Raw genomic sequence first — 18,632 nt, forward strand, 5'->3', positions numbered from 1 at the left:
AATGTCAAATGCATCTGCAAAACCAACAAGCCGGTTTAACGCTTATATGGCACTGACCATGGCAACAATTGCTATGATTGTTTGTTTTATGGCTTGGTCCAACTTTGCACCACTCGCAGGTCAAGTTGCGACTATGTTTCATCTAAGCGTGTCTGAACGGACACTGCTGCTGGCAACCCCTGTCTTGCTTGGTTCTATTTTACGAATTCCCATGGGCATTTTTAGTGATAAATACGGTGGCAAAAAGGTCTATATCTTATTAATGATTTTTATTTTAATTCCCTTATTTATGATTACTAAGGTCCATACTTTTGGCATGTTGCTGGTGGCCGCCTTGTTTGTTGGAATGGCCGGAACGTCCTTTGCTGTTGGTGTTTCATACGCTAGTGCCTGGTTCCCAGCAGAAAAGCAAGGATTAGCCCTTGGAATCGTGGCTATGGGAAACATGGGGAATGCTGTCGCAGCCTTAACTTTACCGTGGATTTCCAAAAGCCAAGGGTTTAACATGGTGTACTATACGTTAATGATTCTCACGGTCATCATGATTGTTCTATTTGCGATTTTCTGCCGAGAAATGCCGGTCGATAAGAGCAAGACGATGCTTGGCGCGCTATCAGTAGTCAAGGAAAGTAGTACTTGGTACTTGTCGTTATTCTATTTCTTAACTTTCGGCTTATTCGTCTCATTCAGTAACTTAACGCCGACCTTCTTAACGACGTTATTCGGTGTTGAGCAGATTCAGGCGGGATTGTACGCTGCTTTGTTTGGTTTCATCTGTACCATTATTCGTCCGGTAGGTGGGGCATTAGCCGATCGCTATCGGCCGATGAGTATGCTACAGTGGGTTTTCATTGGCATTGCAGCCTTTGGCCTTCTGATTACTGTGACATTTCATAACCAACCGCTCTTTATTGTTGGGATTGTTGGCGTTGGTCTTGTTGCTGGATTTGGTAACGGGGTTATTTTTAAGATGGTGCCGTACGTTTCAAAAGGAAACACTGGTGCGGTCACTGGGTTTGTTGGGGCAGTCGGTGGCCTAGGTGGCTTTTTCCCACCATTGGTCATCGGGTGGATCCAATCAGCAACGGGCAGCTACCAATTGGGGATTATTTTACTGGTGGTGACGGCTATAATTTGCTGGTATGCCCTTTGGCGTCACTTTATTCATGGCGACGTTCACATTGTTCAATAATGAGTTGACAGCGGAGGTTTATTATGGAAATATTGACAACAAATCCCGAAGTGACTTCGGGACCAGATCCAATGTTATCGCGGCGCCATCTGAACATTACCCACCTTGTGGTGCCACAGGGCAGTGAAATCAAGCGTCATCGATCGCTGATGACGGTCACGGTCGTGGCAATTAAGGGTGAAATTGAATTTCATACGGATGATGACGTGACTGTCTTGACCCCGGGGAAGGCAGTCGTGATGGCACCAGGCGAGTTTCATTGGCTACTCGCGCCGAACGACAATGGTGAAGTCATTGTCGTTCATGGTGTGCTAGCCGAATAAGTGATAGATGAATTGGAGGGTCGGTAGATGGCAGAACAACTTGGCGAACGTTTTTCGCCCATTGAAGATAAGGTGATGACGTCCTTAGAAGACGTCATTGATCCAGAACTTGGGATTGATATGGTGAACTTAGGCTTAATCTACGACATCAACGTTGATGATGATGGGAACTGTATTGTGACCATGACCCTGACAACCATGGGTTGCCCGCTTGGGAACCTATTATCTGATCAGATTACCAAGTCGGTATTAGCTGTTGAGGGCGTCACGAGTTGCGATATTAATTTAGTCTGGGAACCGGCGTGGGATATGAGTATGATGAGTCGGTTTGCGAAAGTGGCTCTCGGAATTCACGGTTAATCGGAATTGAAGGAATGGACTGATTGGAATGGACATCAAAAAATTTGTCGATCGACGCAAAGCCCTACGACTTTCACAGGTTAAGTTGAGTGACGGGATTTGTACCCAAGCGACGCTCAGTAAATTTGAACGTAACGGTCACGTCCCGTCCTTGACGATCCTAGACCAACTGTGCAGTCGCTTAGGGTTGACCGTTGACGAGTTGAACCAAGTGGCCACGACGAGTGTGACTCACATTCGGGAACAGCTAGATGCGATCGAAAGGGAACTGATGATGGAAAACTATCAGCAGGTCTTAGCGGCGTTAAATAAAATTGAGGCCACCGAAATTGATGCAATTCCATTGCAAATGCAGTTCTATTACTTGCGTGGTATTTTGAGGTCACTCATCAATCGAGAGCCAGATGAGGTTTTATTTGATTTTTCCCGAATTTTAAATGAATTGGATGAAAATCATGAGACTATCTTTACCCAGCTCGCATATGTTGGATCTGGTGTGATGTACAGTCGCCGCAATCAGCTCGACCGAGCTGAATTTTACTTTAAAAAAACCCGAAAGTTTGTTAGGGCGACGCTGGCTGCGAACGCCTCACCTCAAAAGGGAAATACTTATTTGCGGTTGCTGACCATTCTTTTTTACACGGCGCAATATGACGCCGCAAAAAAAGATTATTCCAGTAGCAACCAACTCATCACCGATGGCATTGCCCTCTGTTCTGAGAAACACGTGACTTACTACTTACCGCGGCTTAAACTCCTGGCAGCTCAAAATGCCATTGAGTCTGGCGCGCAGGCCGAGCGAGTGACTCAATTGATGAACGAAGCACTTGCTTTTGCCCGCATTAACCAAAATGAAGTCGTGGAATTGCAGGTGGCTGCGTTGAGAAAACGTTTCGCGGCGATGATGAAGCAACAAAACGATTAACTGACAGGGATGGTCTTAGCCTAGTCAGTAAAAAAACGCTTGAAAAATCCTCGATATAGGGTTTTTCAAGCGTTTTTTGGTTTATTCACCTTTGACCTCGGCCATTATAGCGGTCAATAAGCCGGTTAATTGCGATTTGACCAGGTCATCTGACAATCCAAGACCGTCCAACTCAGCCTGGTTAATCAACTCAGCCGCTATTTCTAACGCTGGTTTTTCCCCTGACTGGAGGACGAGGGCTTGAGTAGTGATGAGTTGTTCGTTTGTTGGTTTGCTTGATTGATTAAACAGGCGGTGAAAATAGTCTGGCTCGGCTTCGACTGCGAAGAGGAGGGGGAGTGTGTAGTTACCGGTGAGTAGCTGCTGTTGAAACGACGCAACCTGGTTTGTCGCCTGCACATCATCGAGAATGGCTTGCGCAACGCCTAAGCTTTCGCCAATTGCCATTGTCAAATCGGTGACAGTAGCTGGTGTTTGATGCGTCCTAGTCGTTAGGAAACATGTCAGCGCAGCTAATTGGCCAAATCGAGATTTACTGTCATTCAGATAATCGGCGACCCGCATTCGTTGATTAAAGTTTAACGTGAGTCGGTCAAGGTTTCCCAGCCAAATTTTTTCGATATCGGCTTCGGCAGTCCGGCAGGCTGCTGGTGCCAACTGCGACTGATTTAATAGCTGATGAGCACGGCCAGTGACCATTTGAGCGGCGTACGCATTGGCATGAGCCATTGCAACCTCGCTGACGGTTAAAGGCTTGGGACGAAACGTCGGTGGGTTGAGCGCTATCGCGAGATCAATGAGTTCAGGAACCACCCCAAGACGGGCGTCAGTTGTTGCCGGATAAAGGTTAAACAGCCGCTGTCTTAATAAGCGCGCCGACGTTGCCGGAACCAGTCCGATGACCGCCTGCACGCGTTGCGGTAATTGGTTAATTTGGGTGGTTAGTTCAGCCATGAATGGCGATGTGTCAGTCATGGCTGACGCTTCCTGACACGTTAAATTTATCGATCTCAGCGGAGAATTGCTCAGCAACTGGAATAAAAATATCTGAGAAATAACGGGTCATATCCACTTTTTGCTTGGGATCTTCGAGCACGTTTTGAGATCGCTGGAAGGCGTCATTTCGCATATTAATAATCATCAATTTCTTTTGATGCCGGAGGTGTTTGACCATTTTATCGCCCGCTGGATTTGCCTGGTATTTCTCAATAAAGTAGTACATGATTTCGTAGAAGGTGTTGTCAAGGACCCAAAACAGGGTGTTTCGTAAGACGCGATCGTTCATGACCTGAGCAAATAATTGATCACCTATAATCTCATGGGTGCTAAAACCAGCAGCAGACATCACGATGTTTTGCACTTCATGCATGTCGGCCATAAAATGACTAAAGTGCTTTAAATCAGCATCTTTTAATTCGTAGCCCAACTGTGCTTTCCGGTGGGCAGAATCCATTGCCGAAAAATTGTTAAAATACTCTTGCTGAACATCTTGGCTATCCGTGATGAGATCGCGTTCCAAATTTTGTAAAATAGCCAGGTTTTCGGCTAGGTAACTTTTGACGACCATCCAGATCGCCGTAAAATGATTGTTAAATTGGTCAAACAACTCATCGGTTGTCCCTACAATTTCTTTTTTGACCGCTGCATCGTCAGTATGAGCTGAAAATTGAACCACCATTGGGATACCAGTCGCCTGTGATGTGAGACCCGTGGTTTTACGACGCTCATTTTCATAGGCCTTTAGCTCATCAAGACTTAATAACCCCAATGGCATGACATTAATTTCGCCATTAGTGGTCATGATTTGCAGCGAAAAGGGCGTGTCAGCATGCTGATTCATGACAAATGATTTTAACGTTTCTAGTAATTTTGATCGGGTGCCTAAGTCATCCTCAGGATCCGCATAGAAACCGGACGTATATATAGCGACGTTATCATATTTAGTCGCTAATTGCTGTTTAATATCCATGATTTCCTCCTGATGTTTCAGTTGATGGACCACCGGCCAGCTCTCGCAGCTTCGCTTCTCCCAAGTCAGTCAACTTTGCTTGAGTGAGGTCGAGGCTCGCTAGCCGATTGGAATAATTGGCATCGAGGACCGCGTTTTCGAGATAGCCGCTAGTTGTTGCCAGTTCAGCCGTCTGGTAAAGCATTGAACCGGGATTAATCTGGCGGCCTTGGTGGAACCGGTGGGTCGCGACATCACGCAAAATCCCCAATAATTCTTCGTCTTGGCTAACATTATGTGCCATGGTGATGCTCCTCTCTAAAACTGGATTATCACCAGTTTAACAGGGGGGCCAACAAAGAACTATTGGGGATTTTACTATATTCAACTGATTACTTGTTATAAATCAATCAGGTTGTGGTGAATCGCATACCGAACCAGATCAGCTCGGGTCGTCAGGGTGAGTTTTCGCATAATGTTGGCTTTATGAGCCTCGACCGTTTTTGTTGAAATAAACAGTTGACTCGCAATTTCCTTGTTAGAATACCCGAGCGCAATGAGCGGGAAAACTTCACGCTCTCGCTTCGATAGGCCGTTATACCCCTTCAGGTTAACGTCAACACCATCGGAGTTAATTTCTTGTACGTCCGTTTTAGTTAACATGATATTGTCGTCAATGTAGTTTTCGCCGTTGGAAAGGGCCTGTAGTCCTTTGATAAGTTCCACATCGGAGGAGGATTTTAAGATGTACGACATTGCACCATTATGAATTGATTTATTGATGTATTCCTGTTCCTCATGCATGGATAGAATGAGAATGCGGACATCGGGGTACTTTTCGTGAATCCGCTGGGTGGTGATGAGACCACTCTCACCGGGTGGCATACTGAGATCCATGATTAAAATGTCAATGCCACCTTGCTCAACTCGTAGGTAAGTATCTGTTCCGTTAGCCTCCTCATCGACCACGGTAAAGTTAGGTTGCTGATTCACAAGATAAGACAGACCTGACCGTACGACGGCATGGTCGTCTGCGATAAGTACGTTATACATATTTGCGACTCCCTCTATGAAGTAGTAACCGGAAACTTTGCGGTTACTGTGGTCCCGTTCCCTGGATGGGACCGGATTGAAAATGCCCCGTTGAGCGCTTTAACGCGTTCGTTCATATTCATTAAGCCAAGCGAGCGACCATTGAATTGCTGGTGACTGGGAACGTCGAAGCCACTTCCGTCGTCCATCACTTCTAAATTAATGAAGTGTTCATGGGCAACTAATAAGACGTCAATTTCCGTCGCTTTTGCGTGCTTTAGTGCATTGTTGATTGACTCTTGCGCAATTCGGTACAGGACGCTTTGGACATCAGTTGATAGGTTATCGGTGTTGGCGTTTCCCGTGACTAAGATTGCAGTCCCAGAATTTTCCTCAAGGCGTTTTGCTAGCACACGAAGGGCGGGTAGGAGACCAAAGTTATCTAATACAGAAGGTCGAATATCCAGAGCCATTCCCTTTACTTCGGCTAACGTATCAGTGAGTTGGCCCTCAATGACTTGGGTGATATGACGAATATCGTGGTCTGCGAGCTCACCCTCAGCTAATCGGCGAATCCCCATAATCGCCGAGTAAACCCCCTGAGCAATACTGTCATGAAGGTCTTCGGAGATATGCTTTCGCTCCTCTTCGTGGGCCCGATTCACGTATTGATTAAGTTGTCGTTGCTGTGCAAGTTGGTCTAACCGCTCGATGGTCCCCCGGTTTTTAAGGGTCAGTGAAAAAACGTGATCAGTAGCGTCAATCACGTGATAAACCAGAAAATAGTTGAGCGGGTGGGGCATGTCAGAAGCCAGCGTTATCGGAATTGAAATTTCCTGCATTGAGTTTCGAATTGAACAGCTAAAACAGTTGTCCGTTGGCGTGAATTTTTGTTTGACAGACGCGTCGGCCACCTCAATGAGATAGGCCGGATCTAGGTTTAATTCAGTTTGCAGGTCCTGGGCAATCTGGTTGGCAACCACTAATTCGTCATCTTTAAAAATCATCACAGCATCAGTGGCTTCATCAAAATAGCGCTTAATCCAGTCTTTTGTTTCTAACAAAAAGTCGGCCTCCCTTCACCAGACTATTGTCTGAGGTATTGGGAGAGCCGACGGGTGGTCTGTTCTGAGACTTTCTCGTCATGCCGATAACCGGCTAGAAGAACGCCGTTGACCTGTCGAGTCACTGAATCAACGAGGGGAACGGCAGCAGCACTTGTGAGCGATTCAACTCGCGCGATTGGCGTGTACATCGCATCTGCAAATGAATAACACTGCAATTGATTCTTCCAAAACGGTTTACCAGTTCGCACAACCAGCCCGGCAATTCCAATACCGCTTCTAAGGACAATTTTTCTGAATTGCTCGGATTGATTTCCGGCCACAAAGTACCATTTGATGTTGCGGGAAAAATCGTCAGACTTTAGTGCTAGCCCCACAAAATCAAAGGTGTTGGTCTGGTATATATGGTTCACCAGTTCCTGATAGTTTAATTGGCCATCGTGATCTGCCAGAGTCAATTCTGTTTCCTCCCTAATAGTACCATTATTCAATAAGTTTGAAACCGTTTTTTTATATAAAAAGGGGACTTTTTATATTGATTTGGAATATTTTGGCTATTCGTTATAAGGGGCCGTCACATCCATTTTAAATTCTGGATCTAAAAACTGCCGGTAGTGATCATAATCCGATTGAATTGCCCGAATTTGAGCGTCCAGCCGGTCTAGTTTATCATCTTTTTCCAGTGAACGCATCTCTTCATTAACATCGGCCATGTCATTTTCCGCTACAGTACGGCGGATAGCTAGGTCGGTTAAGGCGATTTGAACGAGGCGTTGAAAGTCAGGTTCACTCATTTGGTCTTTGGTTTGCATTCCTGTTTTCCTCCGGATAATTAAGGTTTTGAAATTCTGCAGTTGCCGGAAACGTGACCGGTCGGCAACCACAGGCTGTTTTTAAAAACTGCCCAAGTCGGTTATCAGCCAACAGTAGATAATCTCTAAGTTGCTGAAAAGAGATGGTGAAATGGGCAATCGTGTAGTGGACGGCCCCAGGCGTGGCGGCATAGCAATTAGGCTGACTGGCAACTTGGGCAAGGGTGGCAGGCCGCAGATTGGGATAATCTACCGCTAATAACAAGTACTCGCTAGCTCTTTGACGGTAAAAAGCGGCAGCGTAGAGGCCACTCAACGGTCCCTGAGCGGCATAGGCTGGTTGATCGGTTAGAACCGTCACCGTGTGTTGATCCTGAAACTGCCGGGTAAGTACGGCTTGGTTTTGCGAATTAGCAGCGATAAGGACGACATCACATAGCATGGTCAGTTTACTAACGGCTAAAGCTGCATTATTGACGGTTTTACCCGGCTGATAGTAGCAAGCCTTATCTTGGCCGAATCGTTTAGATTGGCCGCCGGCTAGTACTAATCCAATCATGAAAACTCCCTCCTAGGATGGTTCTTGATACGTAAAATGGCCACTTTTACCACCATCTTTTTCGACTAGGTGGACGTTTGAAATCAACATCCCGCGATCAATCGCCTTACACATGTCATAAATGGTGAGTAAGGTGGTTTGGACAGCAAGGAGTGCTTCAATTTCAACGCCGGTGACATGCTTTGTTTTAACTTTTGCAGAAACCGTGATCGTTGTCGCGTGATCATCGCTGAAATGGATATCGACACCGGTAAGGGGAATTAAATGGCACATGGGAATCAAAGTGCTAGTCTGTTTTGCAGCCATGATCCCAGCAACCTGGGCGACAGCGAGGACGTCGCCCTTTTTAATTTGACCATCATGAATGCGTGTCAAAGTTTCCGGGCGCATTGTAATTTGACCGGTTGCGATCGCTGTTCGAGCAGTGACAGCCTTATCCGAAACATCAACCATCTTAGCTCGATTTTGGTCGTTAAAGTGAGTCAGTTGATCAGTCATCATTTTCTCCCTTCGTTAACGTATTGATTAACCAGTCAACAATGGCCGTTTGACCGACCAAGTCAGCCTCAGGGTGATCTTGGAGACTGGCGAATCGCACGATATTTGAAACAGTCATAAAGTCGCTTCGGTGATCCGAAGGTCTGAGAAGCACAAGTTTCTTAAATGATGCCATTTTGTATCCTTCAACTAAAACCAGGTCGGCTTCGCGGCCTAACCACTGGATTATCTGTGTTAAGTCAAGAGGAGAGGAGGCCGTCCGATGCAAGAATAGACCGCTATCGGATTGCAAAATGACGTTTTCAGCCCCGGCATTGGTAAACCGGTCCGTGTCCGTGCCGGCTTTATCCATAGTGGCTCGATGCCGATCATGCTTGAAAACACTGACATTAAAGCCCCGTTGCGTCAGAATTTGAGTCACTTCCTCTGTGACAGCGGTCTTACCGCTTTTTTTAAACCCAATTATTTGAAAGGAAGTAGCCATGCGGTCACCTTTGCGTTAAGCGCAATGGGGTTGGTACTATGTGGAATTTCCACCAAGCACGTCGTCGTCTGCAAATTACCAAGGGCCCCGGATTGGTCAGATCCGTTGGGAAAAACGGCAATTTCCTGATTGGATTCTTGATAAGTGCTCCGTAAAATCCGGTCGTACCCGTTGGTTTTATGGTAGGGGGCCGCTAAGGTGGCGGTTACCCGTTTTACTTTCGAAGAATGGTGCATGAATCGCTGTAATAGCGGCTCTACGAAAAGGTAAAAGGCTGTGAAGCACGCCCCAGGATTGCCGGACAGGGCCATGACGAGCGTTTTATCCTGAACAAAAGCGGTCGTGACACTGCCAGGTCGCATTTTAAGTTTGTTGAACAGCAGTGTGTCCGCGGTGCGAGCGGTGTCGCCGATAAAGTCAAAATCGCCAACTGAAACCCCGCCATCGGTAATGACGAGGTCGTTTTCTGCCATAGCTTTCTGGAGCGTCGAGGCTAAAAGATCCGCGTCGTCAACAAGCTGAGATTCCTGAGTAACAATGCCGCCGTTTTCGCGCACGAGATTCGCGATCAAAAGGCCGTTACTGTTATAAATTTTGCCCGCCTGAAGCGGTTCGTCCGGGGCCATTAACTCCGTGCCAGTCGTGATGACGGCAACCCGGGGCTGCCGATAAACGGTGACTTCTTGGATCCCAAATGCCGTGAGAATCGCAAGGCCACCGGGTGTTAGTTCTGTATTTTTAAGGATTAAGTCATCGCCTTCCTGAAATTCTGACCCAATTTCAGTGATGTTACTGTGTTTTTCGGTGACGACCATTTTAACCTGGTTGGGCTTGTTTTCTACCGAGCGAGTCTGTTCCAGCATGATGACCTTACCGGCATTTGTTGGGACAAAGGCACCCGTCATAATGCGGACAGTTTCGTTTTCACCTAATTCCCTCTCAAACGTTGCTCCGGCAGGAATGTCGCCGACGACTTTAAACGTTTTGGGGAAGTCGTGATCGTCCGAGCTCCGAATCGCATAACCATCATAACCGGACCGTCGAAAATGAGGGTAGGCAAACGGCGCCACAATCGTATCTGCGAGAACTCGATGATTGGCCGTTTGAACGGGGATTGTTTCAACTTTGGATGGTAGCGAGACCTCGGCTAGTTTTTGTTGCGCTTCTTGAATTGAAATTGGAAACCGTCTGGTTAACATTAAACCACTCCTTTTATTTGTGACGCTCAGTGAGTAAATGTTCATATTCCGGTAAGATTAGTTTTGTCATGGCTGTTTGGCAGGCATTGGTTGAGCCTGGTAAGCAGTAGCACAGCTGATTTTTAACGTTAAATCCGGCCATTGCCCGAGAGGCTAGGGCACGGGTGCCTACCTCACGATAGGAAATCTCACGGAAAGTCTCGCCAAACCCGTTAATCACCGTGGTCAGCAGTGGTTGAATTGCGGGAATGGTCACGTCTCGTTGAGCAATGCCGGTGCCCCCATTTGTGATAATGAGATCGGGTAGCCGTTGTTCAAAGGCTAAAAACTGATACTGAATTGCGACGATATCATCAATGGCCACCTGACGGTCAAGAACGGCAATTCCAGCCGCTGTCAATTGCTCCGAGATTACCAAACCGGTTTTGTCGGTCGTTAAATTACGGGTGTCACTGATGGTGAGGATCATAGCAGTTGTCATGGTTGAATGACCTCCTGATTAAAGGCTGTCTTGATAGTCTGATACAGCCGGGTGGCCGCCTCAAGGTCGCTGACGCCGTAAAGTAGTAGCTTTTGGTTTTTAAATAGGCTGATAGTGTACCCGTCCCAGTTAAAGGACAGAAAGGTCTTGAACCGTTTGTACGGTACTTTTTGATTTTCCAAATGTTGCTCGATCAGCGGCAGACTCGGTAATAAAGCATGGGTCACTTGGTAGGTCTGGGTCCCACAAAGGACCTGAAGCGTATCGCTTGTGTCGGTTGGAACTGGCCAAGTCAAACGGTGACACATGGCACATTGGTCAGCTTTTTGCACCCGAAATGTTTGCTGAGTCATTGTCCAGTTATCAAAGGTATAGAGCCGATCAAATTGAACGCTGGCGCGATCAACCAGGTAGTGCAACGCAAGTGACACTTGAAGCGCTGAGACGAGCGGCACCAATGCCGTGTTGACGCCGATTAGGTCGCAGTCGGTTTGTTTTAGTTCAGCTAAGTTTGGGTAGAGGCAATTTAGACAAGCGTGATGAGTTGGTGAAACGGGCATGACACTACCGAAGGTACCTGCACAACTGGCAAAAATGTAATCAAAATGGCCAGCCAATGCGGCCTGGTTAATGGTGTCACGAGCCGTGTAATTATCCAAACAATCAAGAACTAAAGTGGCCGGATGGTCTTCAAAAAACGACCGGTCAATTGATTCAGGGACGACCTGGATGTGCGCACTATGATTAATTTCTAATAGGTGACGCTTAGCGGCTGTGACTTTGAGTTCGCCGACGTCAGCCTCGGTAAAGAGGGCTTGACGTTGCAAGTTAGTCAGCGTGACCACGTCAGGGTCAACGAGAATCAAGCCTGCCACGCCAGCTCGAATGAGTTGGGCGGCTGCGTAGGTTCCAAGGGCCCCGACACCCGCAATGATGACCGTTGCTTGTTCAATGCGCCGTTGACCCGGTTCGCCAATCACCTTAACCCGCTTTTGGCGGTCAAATCGATCGGGCATTTTCCGATTCCTCCTCTAAAAAATATAGGTAATTCCCTAGTCGAAGTATAGCAAACGCCATGCTAACGTAGTATTAGGGAAATGGCTTACTTTTATTGAGATACCAGTTCTCGGCGAAAGTGACACACCATTGTAAGCGAATAAGGAGGTCTTAGAAAGTGAAAAAATCCCGCTTTTTCAAGAGCGTTGAAAAGTTCAACGGTACCTTTACCCAGCTGGAAGAAAACAGTCGGCGTTGGGAAAAGCTTTACAAACAACGTTGGGCTCATGATAAAGTTGTGCGGACAACTCACGGGGTCAATTGTACCGGTTCTTGTAGTTGGAACGTCTACGTGAAACAAGGCATCATTACGTGGGAACACCAAGCGACTGACTATCCGGAATGTGGCGCAAATATGCCTGGCTACGAACCGCGGGGATGTCCCAGAGGGGCAAGTTTTTCGTGGTATGAATACAGTCCAGTGCGCATCAAGTACCCTTATATCCGTGGCAAGTTGTGGCAACTTTGGGATGCCGCCAAAAAACAGTATGAAAGTCCCGTTGAAGCATGGGCCAGCATTGTTGAGGATCCCGAAAAGGCTGCTATTTACAAGTCGGCTCGGGGTCATGGGGGAATGGTGCGCGTTCATCGCGCGGAGGCCCTGGAACTGATTTCGGCCATGCTGTTGTACACCATTAAGACGTACGGTCCTGACCGGTTGGCCGGATTTACCCCGATTCCAGCGATGTCCATGATGAGTTATGCGTCCGGGGCCCGCTTCATTTCGTTACTCGGGGGTGAAATGCTCTCGTTTTACGACTGGTACGCGGATCTGCCACCGGCCTCACCGCAAATTTGGGGTGAGCAAACAGATGTGCCGGAATCGGCTGATTGGTACAACAGTCAATACATTATGATGTGGGGGTCAAACGTGCCGCTGACACGAACGCCAGATGCCCATTTCATGACTGAAGCGCGGTATCACGGCGCTAAAATTGTCGCAGTTAGTCCCGATTATGCGGAAAATGTGAAGTTTGCTGATAATTGGTTAGCTCCCAAGCCGGGGACTGACGCCGCATTAGCTCAGGGTATGACCCACGTGATCTTGAACGAATTTTACCAAGAGCGCCACGAGCAGCAGTTCATCGATTACGTCAAGCAATATACGGATTTACCGTTTTTAATCACGTTGCAACCAAGTGATGCCAATCCAGAAGATTTCGCATCCGGCCGATTTGTTCGAATTACCGATATTGCGGCGGATGCTGTTGAAAATGGCGAATGGAAACCGGTTTTATTTGATGGCAATCAAGGAAAGTTTGTCGTTCCAAACGGGACTATCGGTCAACGTTGGGAAGACGGCCAACCGTGGAATTTGGAAATGAAGGATCAAAACGGGGCTGAGATTGACCCTGATCTGTCGATTGATGCTGACGTCGATGTCACCATTGATTTTCCAACCTTTGATAATCAGGGGAATGGGGTTTTAAAGCGCCATGTACCAGCTAAAAAGATGACGTTCATGGATGGCAGTGAACACTATGTCACCACTGTTTTTGACCTCATGATGAGTCAGTATGGCATCAAGCGTGAGGCGGATGATTCGTTGGCAGCAACCGGTTATGATGATGTTCAAAGTTGTTACACACCGGCCTGGCAGGAAACGGTTACCGGGGTTAAAGCAAGCTTGGTTGTTCAGGTTGCCCGGGAATTTGCTCAAAATGCGCTGGACACTGGTGGGAAGACCATGGTGATCATGGGGGCCGGCATCAACCACTGGTTTAATAGTGATATGACCTATCGTTCAATTATCAACAACCTAATGTTGTGCGGTTGTGAAGGCGTTTCAGGTGGCGGTTGGGCGCACTATGTCGGTCAGGAAAAACTGCGGCCTCAAGAGGGGTGGAGTACGATTGCGTTTGCAAACGACTGGCAAAAAGGTGGCGCCCGGCAACAAAACGGGACTTCCTTCTTCTACTTTGCGTCGGACCAATGGAAGTATGACGAATTGGACAACAAGGCCCTTAAGTCACCCGTCACAAAAACGAAGCACGTTTACGATCACGCCGCCGATTACAACCAATTAGCCATTCGATTAGGATGGTTGCCAAGTTATCCACAATTTGACCGGAGTTCGTTGTCCTTTACTGACAAGTATCACACAACGGATCTTGGCGAAATTTCAAAGCACGTCGTGGCAGAATTAAAAGCCGGTGACTTGCACTTTGCTGCGGAAAACCCGGATGCAAATCAAAACCAACCAAAAGGGCTATTCATTTGGCGGTCCAACCTCTTTACGAGTTCTGGCAAGGGTCAAGAGTACTTCATGAAGCACTTGTTAGGTGCTGAAAACGGGTTGTTGGCTAAAACGAACGACCGGCAAAAGCCTGAGGAAATGATTTGGAATGATGAAACCATTACCGGAAAGTTAGACCTTGTCATTGATATGGACTTTCGGATGGTGGCAACCCCGATGTATTCCGACGTGATTTTGCCGGCAGCGACTTGGTACGAAAAGGAAGACCTCTCTTCAACGGATATGCATCCGTACATTCATCCGTTTAATGCAGCGGTTTCGCCAATGTGGGAATCGAAGAGTGATTGGCAGCAGTTCAAAGCCTTAGCCAAAACGGTATCTAATATGGCAAAGAAATACTACGCTGAACCTCAATACGATCTGAAAACGCAACCATTAGGTCATGACTCAAAGGCTGAAATTGCCCAACCAATGGGGGTTATCAAGGACTGGAAGAAGGGCGAAATTGACTGTACTCCTGGTCAGACGATGCCGTCGCTATCCTTGATTAAACGCGACTATACACAAGTCTATGACAAGTTTATTGCGCTTGGACCAAACGCCCGGGGTAAAGTGGGTGGCGAAGGTTACACTTACGATGTGTCGACTGAATATGACGAACTCAAGGATATTTTGGGCACCTTTGACCGCGGTCTTAACGAAGGCTGTCCAAAACTTGATGTGGACAAAAACGTTTGTGACGCCATCCTACATTTGTCGAGCACGTCTAACGGGCATGTGGCCGCAAAGGCTTGGCAAAACGCTGAAACGATAACCGGCCAGAAACTGCAAGACATCAGTGCCGGACGGCGAGAAGATCAAATGAGTTTTAAGAGCATTACGGTTCAACCGGCCGAAGCGATTCCAACGCCAATCTTTACATCGGCGAAGCATGATGGCGACCGGTATTCGCCATTTACCGTGAACATCGAGCGCAAAGTGCCATTCCGCACCTTAACGGGGCGGCAACAATTCTACTTGGATCACGAAATCTTTCAAGAGTATGGCGAAACGCTGGCCAACTACAAGCCAACGTTGCCGCCACAAGTCATGGGGCCCGCTGATGTTGCCATTACACCGGACAGCAACGAATTAACGCTTCGCTACATGACACCTCACGGAAAGTGGAATATTCATACGATGTACTACGATAACCTTGAAATGCTGACGTTATTTAGAGGGGGACCAAACGTTTGGCTCAGCCCGGTCGATGCTGATAAGGCAGGGATTAAAGACAACGATTGGTTGGAAATATACAACCGAAACGGGGTTGTCACAGCGCGGGCGGTTGTTTCTCACCGGATGCCTGAAGGCTCAATGTACATGTATCATGCCCAGGATATGCAGATTCAAGAACCACTGTCGACCATCACTGGGAACCGTGGAGGCTCGCACAACGCACCGACTCAGATTCACGTGAAGCCGACTCAGATGGTTGGCGGGTACGGTCAACTAAGTTACGCATTTAACTACTACGGTCCGATTGGTAATCAACGGGACCTTTATGTCAACGTTCGGAAGTTAAAGAAGGTGAACTGGAATGAAGATTAAAGCTCAGATTGGGATGGTGTTAAACCTCGACAAGTGCATCGGCTGTCATACCTGTTCCGTGACGTGCAAAAATACGTGGACAAATCGGCCGGGTGCCGAATACATGTGGTTTAACAACGTTGAAACAAAACCGGGGGTTGGGTATCCTAAGCGCTGGGAAGACGAAGGCCACTACAAGGGCGGCTGGGAACTCAATAGCAAGGGGAAACTTCAATTACGGGCTGGTAACAAATTAAATAAGGTTGGTTTGGGTAAGATTTTCTATAATCCAGACATGCCTGAATTAGACGATTATTATGAGCCATGGACGTATGATTACCAAACGTTATTTGGCCCCGAAAAAAAGCACCAGCCGGTTGCTCGGGCAAAGTCTCAAATCACCGGTCAGACAATGGACCTCAAAACGGGGCCTAACTGGGATGATGATTTGGCTGGGTCGCCTGAATATTTCAAGCAAGACCCTAATATGGCTAAAATTGAAACCGACATTAAAGCAAACTTTGAGCAGGCCTTTATGATGTATTTACCGCGGTTGTGTGAGCATTGCTTGAACGCCCCGTGTGTGGCCTCGTGTCCGTCTGGTGCCATGTACAAGCGGGACGAAGATGGCATTGTGTTGGTTGATCAAGAACGCTGCCGCGGGTGGCGGTTCTGTATGACGGGTTGCCCTTATAAGAAGGTCTACTTTAACTGGAAGACCAATAAGGCGGAAAAATGTACGTTCTGTTATCCGAGAATTGAAGAAGGGGAACCGACTGTTTGTTCTGAAACGTGTGTTGGCCGAATTCGCTACATTGGTGCGATGCTTTACGATGCCGATCGGGTGGAAGCGGCCGCTGAAACACCGGAAGAAGATAAGCTTTATGAAGCCCAACTAGATTTATTCTTGGACCCTAACGATCCTGAAGTGATTGAACAAGCACTTGCGGATGGCGTCAATGAAGAAATGATTGAAGCTGCCCAACGTTCGCCAATTTACCGGATGGCCGTGGAGGAGAAAATTGCCTTTCCACTCCATCCAGAATACCGGACAATGCCGATGGTTTGGTACATTCCACCACTGTCACCAATCATGAACTACTTTGAAGGTCGTGATTCAATCAAGGATCCGGAAATGATTTTCCCAGGGATTGATGAAATGCGGATTCCAGTAGACTATTTGGCCAGTTTATTGACGGGTGGCAACCTGGAGGCCATTAAGAATGCTTTGTACAAATTAGCGATGATGCGGTTGTACATGCGGGCCCAGACAAGCGGGAAAGACTTTGACGTTGAAAAGCTTGATCGCGTCAATTTGACCGAGGGAACAGCCACTTCATTGTACCGGTTATTGGCCATCGCCAAGTATGAAGATCGGTTTGTCATTCCTAAGAGCCATAAAGAACAGGTTGAAGATGCTCAGAGTGAACAGGGTGGTCTAGGCTATGACGAGTGTGAAGGATGTTCATTAGCGCCGCAACACGGTAGCATGTTTAAAAAAGCTGAAGCCGGCGAAAGTACTAACCAAATTTACGCTGAGAGCTTCTATGGGGGGATTTGGCGTGATTAATTTTAAGCGGTTAGACCAGCTCACTGACGCCTTTGTGACCCTTTCTCGGCTAATTGATTATCCCGATGCGGAAACGTTCAGTCGGGCGACCTACGATGAGTTAGTGGCCCATTACCCACAAACCACTCAAAAGGACCGTTTGCTGGCGTTGGTGAAACAACTGGGCGACGCTGATCCGTTGGCCCAGCAAACGCATTATGCATCGTTGTTTGAAATGAATAAACGCTACACGCTCTATATGAGTTACTACAAAATGGCTGATTCGCGAGAACGAGGGACGATCTTGGCGAAGTTGAAAATGCTCTACGAAATGTTTGGCGTGTCGATCGAGGGCAATGAATTAGCTGATTTTTTGCCGATGGTTCTGGAATTCTTGGCCTATGGCAACTTTACCGACGATCCACGGCAACAAGACCTTAAACTGGCGTTTCAAGTGATCGAAGATGGGACCTATACACTACTCGAACACGCCAAAGCGGAACTGGATGATCCGTACTTCCAACTCATTCAAGTCATTCGTGCGGAGCTCAGAACATGCGTGGAATCGGAGGTGAAAGTGTCATGAGTCATTTTGGGTCCATTTTATTGTGGGTGATTTACCCCTATGCGATGATGCTCTCGTTTGTCTTTGGGACAATTGTTCGATTTGGCTGGTTTCGTGCCGGAATCACTGCGGTTTCTAGCGAAATGCTTGAAAAACGTAAGTTAATGATTGGTAGTTTGTTATTCCATGTTGGGATTATCTTAGCGTTTTTTGGCCACGTCCTTGGAATTTTGATTCCGAAAACGTGGACCGAACTATTTGGAATTTCAAACGAACTGTATCACTTGGTCGGCTCCCTAATGATGGGATCAGCTGCCGGATTGATGGCGTTAGCCGGGATGTTTATTCTCACTTATCGTCGCTTTACCAACGCGCGCGTATTTCTAACGAGCTCATGGAGCGATTTGGTGATTGACGTTGCCTTGCTCATTACGATTATTTTGGGGTTGGCTTCGACGTTATCAAGTCCCTTTCAGGGGAATTTTGATTATCGTGAAACGTTATCAGTGTGGGCGCGATCATTGTTCTATCTCCATCCACAATGGCAATTGATGGCCAATGTTCCATGGATTTACAAGATTCATGTGATCTGTGGGTTTGCGATTTTTGGGTTCTTCCCATACACCCGATTAGTGCACGCTTTAACACTGCCGTGGCAGTATATTTTCCGGCGGTTCATCGTCTATCGTCGGCGCCCCCGAGTCTAAGGGTTGAAGAAATGGTATCAAACTAAAATGAGGCGCCGGTTGAGTAGTCAACCGGCGCCTCATTTTGAGTTGTGATGAAATTGACCGTTTTTGATTACGGTAGATTTTTCAG

General features: G+C 47.3%; 21 protein-coding genes. 8 read left to right on the plus strand and 13 right to left on the minus strand.

The features are described 5' to 3' along the window. Position 1 precedes the first annotated feature (1 nt). The 4 genes from FC96_RS00445 to FC96_RS00460 are packed head-to-tail and all read left to right on the plus strand — an operon-like array spanning position 2 to position 2,800. On the plus strand, positions 2–1,192 hold the full coding sequence (locus FC96_RS00445; RefSeq protein ID WP_056941607.1) for a nitrate/nitrite transporter: 1,191 nt from the start codon (positions 2–4) through the stop codon (positions 1,190–1,192). A gap of 23 nt (positions 1,193–1,215) precedes the next feature. After that, a complete protein-coding gene (locus tag FC96_RS00450; protein ID WP_054660381.1) occupies positions 1,216–1,515 on the plus strand; it encodes a cupin domain-containing protein in 300 nt (99 codons plus the stop codon). 27 nt (positions 1,516–1,542) lie between these two features. Next, positions 1,543–1,875, plus strand: coding sequence for a metal-sulfur cluster assembly factor (locus FC96_RS00455; RefSeq protein ID WP_054660383.1), 333 nt, complete (start codon positions 1,543–1,545; stop codon positions 1,873–1,875). Positions 1,876–1,903: 28 nt separating this feature from the next. Further along, on the plus strand, positions 1,904–2,800 hold the full coding sequence (locus tag FC96_RS00460) for a helix-turn-helix domain-containing protein (RefSeq protein WP_056941608.1): 897 nt from the start codon (positions 1,904–1,906) through the stop codon (positions 2,798–2,800). A gap of 81 nt (positions 2,801–2,881) precedes the next feature. Here the strand turns inward: FC96_RS00460 and FC96_RS00465 are convergent, their stop codons facing one another. From FC96_RS00465 to FC96_RS00525, 13 genes are all read right to left on the minus strand, one after another. Further along, positions 2,882–3,775 (minus strand): hypothetical protein, encoded by an 894-nt coding sequence (locus tag FC96_RS00465; protein ID WP_056941609.1) that lies wholly within the window; start codon positions 3,773–3,775, stop codon positions 2,882–2,884. Then, entirely contained in the window at positions 3,768–4,769 is a 1,002-nt protein-coding gene (locus FC96_RS00470; RefSeq protein ID WP_056941610.1) for a hypothetical protein, read from the minus strand. Before FC96_RS00470 ends, FC96_RS00465 begins: the two co-directional genes overlap by 8 nt. Further along, positions 4,759–5,052, minus strand: a complete 294-nt coding sequence (locus tag FC96_RS00475) for a hypothetical protein (protein WP_054660389.1) — start codon at positions 5,050–5,052, stop codon at positions 4,759–4,761. Before FC96_RS00475 ends, FC96_RS00470 begins: the two co-directional genes overlap by 11 nt. Before the next feature lie 95 nt (positions 5,053–5,147). Further along, on the minus strand, positions 5,148–5,801 hold the full coding sequence (locus FC96_RS00480) for a response regulator (protein WP_056941611.1): 654 nt from the start codon (positions 5,799–5,801) through the stop codon (positions 5,148–5,150). A 14-nt stretch (positions 5,802–5,815) separates the two neighbouring features. Next, positions 5,816–6,844, minus strand: a complete 1,029-nt coding sequence (locus FC96_RS00485) for a sensor histidine kinase (RefSeq protein WP_054660391.1) — start codon at positions 6,842–6,844, stop codon at positions 5,816–5,818. Positions 6,845–6,867: 23 nt separating this feature from the next. After that, positions 6,868–7,302, minus strand: a complete 435-nt coding sequence (locus tag FC96_RS00490; protein WP_054660393.1) for a GAF domain-containing protein — start codon at positions 7,300–7,302, stop codon at positions 6,868–6,870. Positions 7,303–7,398: 96 nt separating this feature from the next. Next, complete coding sequence (locus tag FC96_RS00495; protein ID WP_054660395.1) at positions 7,399–7,656, minus strand: hypothetical protein; 258 nt, start codon at positions 7,654–7,656, stop codon at positions 7,399–7,401. After that, positions 7,631–8,215: a molybdenum cofactor guanylyltransferase gene (locus FC96_RS00500; protein WP_054660397.1), complete on the minus strand. Its 585-nt coding sequence runs from the start codon at positions 8,213–8,215 to the stop codon at positions 7,631–7,633. Before FC96_RS00500 ends, FC96_RS00495 begins: the two co-directional genes overlap by 26 nt. Before the next feature lie 12 nt (positions 8,216–8,227). After that, the gene (gene moaC, locus FC96_RS00505) at positions 8,228–8,713 is read right to left on the minus strand and encodes a cyclic pyranopterin monophosphate synthase MoaC (protein ID WP_056941612.1); all 486 of its coding nucleotides are present in this window, start codon (positions 8,711–8,713) and stop codon (positions 8,228–8,230) included. Then, a complete protein-coding gene (gene mobB, locus FC96_RS00510) occupies positions 8,706–9,197 on the minus strand; it encodes a molybdopterin-guanine dinucleotide biosynthesis protein B (RefSeq protein WP_056941613.1) in 492 nt (163 codons plus the stop codon). Before mobB ends, moaC begins: the two co-directional genes overlap by 8 nt. After that, complete coding sequence (locus tag FC96_RS00515; protein ID WP_054660401.1) at positions 9,176–10,396, minus strand: molybdopterin molybdotransferase MoeA; 1,221 nt, start codon at positions 10,394–10,396, stop codon at positions 9,176–9,178. The genes mobB and FC96_RS00515 overlap by 22 nt, the downstream gene beginning before the upstream one ends. Before the next feature lie 13 nt (positions 10,397–10,409). Next, positions 10,410–10,877, minus strand: a complete 468-nt coding sequence (locus tag FC96_RS00520) for a MogA/MoaB family molybdenum cofactor biosynthesis protein (RefSeq protein ID WP_054660403.1) — start codon at positions 10,875–10,877, stop codon at positions 10,410–10,412. After that, on the minus strand, positions 10,874–11,893 hold the full coding sequence (locus tag FC96_RS00525; RefSeq protein ID WP_056941614.1) for a HesA/MoeB/ThiF family protein: 1,020 nt from the start codon (positions 11,891–11,893) through the stop codon (positions 10,874–10,876). The genes FC96_RS00520 and FC96_RS00525 overlap by 4 nt, the downstream gene beginning before the upstream one ends. A gap of 158 nt (positions 11,894–12,051) precedes the next feature. Between FC96_RS00525 and FC96_RS00530 the strand changes: the two genes are divergently transcribed. Genes FC96_RS00530 through narI form a run of 4 tightly spaced genes read left to right on the plus strand, consistent with a single transcriptional unit; the run spans position 12,052 to position 18,520 of the window. Then, positions 12,052–15,720, plus strand: a complete 3,669-nt coding sequence (locus tag FC96_RS00530; RefSeq protein WP_056941615.1) for a nitrate reductase subunit alpha — start codon at positions 12,052–12,054, stop codon at positions 15,718–15,720. Beyond that, positions 15,710–17,269, plus strand: coding sequence for a nitrate reductase subunit beta (narH, locus tag FC96_RS00535; RefSeq protein ID WP_056941616.1), 1,560 nt, complete (start codon positions 15,710–15,712; stop codon positions 17,267–17,269). Before FC96_RS00530 ends, narH begins: the two co-directional genes overlap by 11 nt. Beyond that, positions 17,262–17,834 (plus strand): nitrate reductase molybdenum cofactor assembly chaperone, encoded by a 573-nt coding sequence (gene narJ, locus FC96_RS00540; protein WP_056941617.1) that lies wholly within the window; start codon positions 17,262–17,264, stop codon positions 17,832–17,834. Before narH ends, narJ begins: the two co-directional genes overlap by 8 nt. Then, positions 17,831–18,520: a respiratory nitrate reductase subunit gamma gene (gene narI / locus FC96_RS00545; RefSeq protein WP_056941618.1), complete on the plus strand. Its 690-nt coding sequence runs from the start codon at positions 17,831–17,833 to the stop codon at positions 18,518–18,520. The genes narJ and narI overlap by 4 nt, the downstream gene beginning before the upstream one ends. Positions 18,521–18,632: the final 112 nt, after the last annotated feature.

The sequence above is a fragment of the Secundilactobacillus kimchicus JCM 15530 genome (genome assembly GCF_001433995.1).
GTDB classification, from domain to species: Bacteria; Bacillota; Bacilli; order Lactobacillales; family Lactobacillaceae; genus Secundilactobacillus; species Secundilactobacillus kimchicus.

Excerpts from the sequence above, each read along its gene's own strand:
- FC96_RS00525 (WP_056941614.1), bottom strand. The coding sequence starts at position 11,893 with ATGCCCGATCGATTTGACCGCCAAAAGCGGGTTAAGGTGATTGGCGAA.
- FC96_RS00465 (WP_056941609.1), bottom strand. The coding sequence starts at position 3,775 with ATGACTGACACATCGCCATTCATGGCTGAACTAACCACCCAAATTAAC.
- FC96_RS00445 (WP_056941607.1), top strand. The coding sequence starts at position 2 with ATGTCAAATGCATCTGCAAAACCAACAAGCCGGTTTAACGCTTATATG.
- FC96_RS00515 (WP_054660401.1), bottom strand. The coding sequence starts at position 10,396 with ATGTTAACCAGACGGTTTCCAATTTCAATTCAAGAAGCGCAACAAAAA.
- FC96_RS00500 (WP_054660397.1), bottom strand. The coding sequence starts at position 8,215 with ATGATTGGATTAGTACTAGCCGGCGGCCAATCTAAACGATTCGGCCAA.
- FC96_RS00475 (WP_054660389.1), bottom strand. The coding sequence starts at position 5,052 with ATGGCACATAATGTTAGCCAAGACGAAGAATTATTGGGGATTTTGCGT.
- FC96_RS00450 (WP_054660381.1), top strand. The coding sequence starts at position 1,216 with ATGGAAATATTGACAACAAATCCCGAAGTGACTTCGGGACCAGATCCA.
- FC96_RS00460 (WP_056941608.1), top strand. The coding sequence starts at position 1,904 with ATGGACATCAAAAAATTTGTCGATCGACGCAAAGCCCTACGACTTTCA.
- FC96_RS00470 (WP_056941610.1), bottom strand. The coding sequence starts at position 4,769 with ATGGATATTAAACAGCAATTAGCGACTAAATATGATAACGTCGCTATA.
- narH (WP_056941616.1), top strand. The coding sequence starts at position 15,710 with ATGAAGATTAAAGCTCAGATTGGGATGGTGTTAAACCTCGACAAGTGC.
- mobB (WP_056941613.1), bottom strand. The coding sequence starts at position 9,197 with ATGGCTACTTCCTTTCAAATAATTGGGTTTAAAAAAAGCGGTAAGACC.
- FC96_RS00480 (WP_056941611.1), bottom strand. The coding sequence starts at position 5,801 with ATGTATAACGTACTTATCGCAGACGACCATGCCGTCGTACGGTCAGGT.
- moaC (WP_056941612.1), bottom strand. The coding sequence starts at position 8,713 with ATGACTGATCAACTGACTCACTTTAACGACCAAAATCGAGCTAAGATG.
- FC96_RS00495 (WP_054660395.1), bottom strand. The coding sequence starts at position 7,656 with ATGCAAACCAAAGACCAAATGAGTGAACCTGACTTTCAACGCCTCGTT.
- FC96_RS00455 (WP_054660383.1), top strand. The coding sequence starts at position 1,543 with ATGGCAGAACAACTTGGCGAACGTTTTTCGCCCATTGAAGATAAGGTG.
- FC96_RS00520 (WP_054660403.1), bottom strand. The coding sequence starts at position 10,877 with ATGACAACTGCTATGATCCTCACCATCAGTGACACCCGTAATTTAACG.
- narI (WP_056941618.1), top strand. The coding sequence starts at position 17,831 with ATGAGTCATTTTGGGTCCATTTTATTGTGGGTGATTTACCCCTATGCG.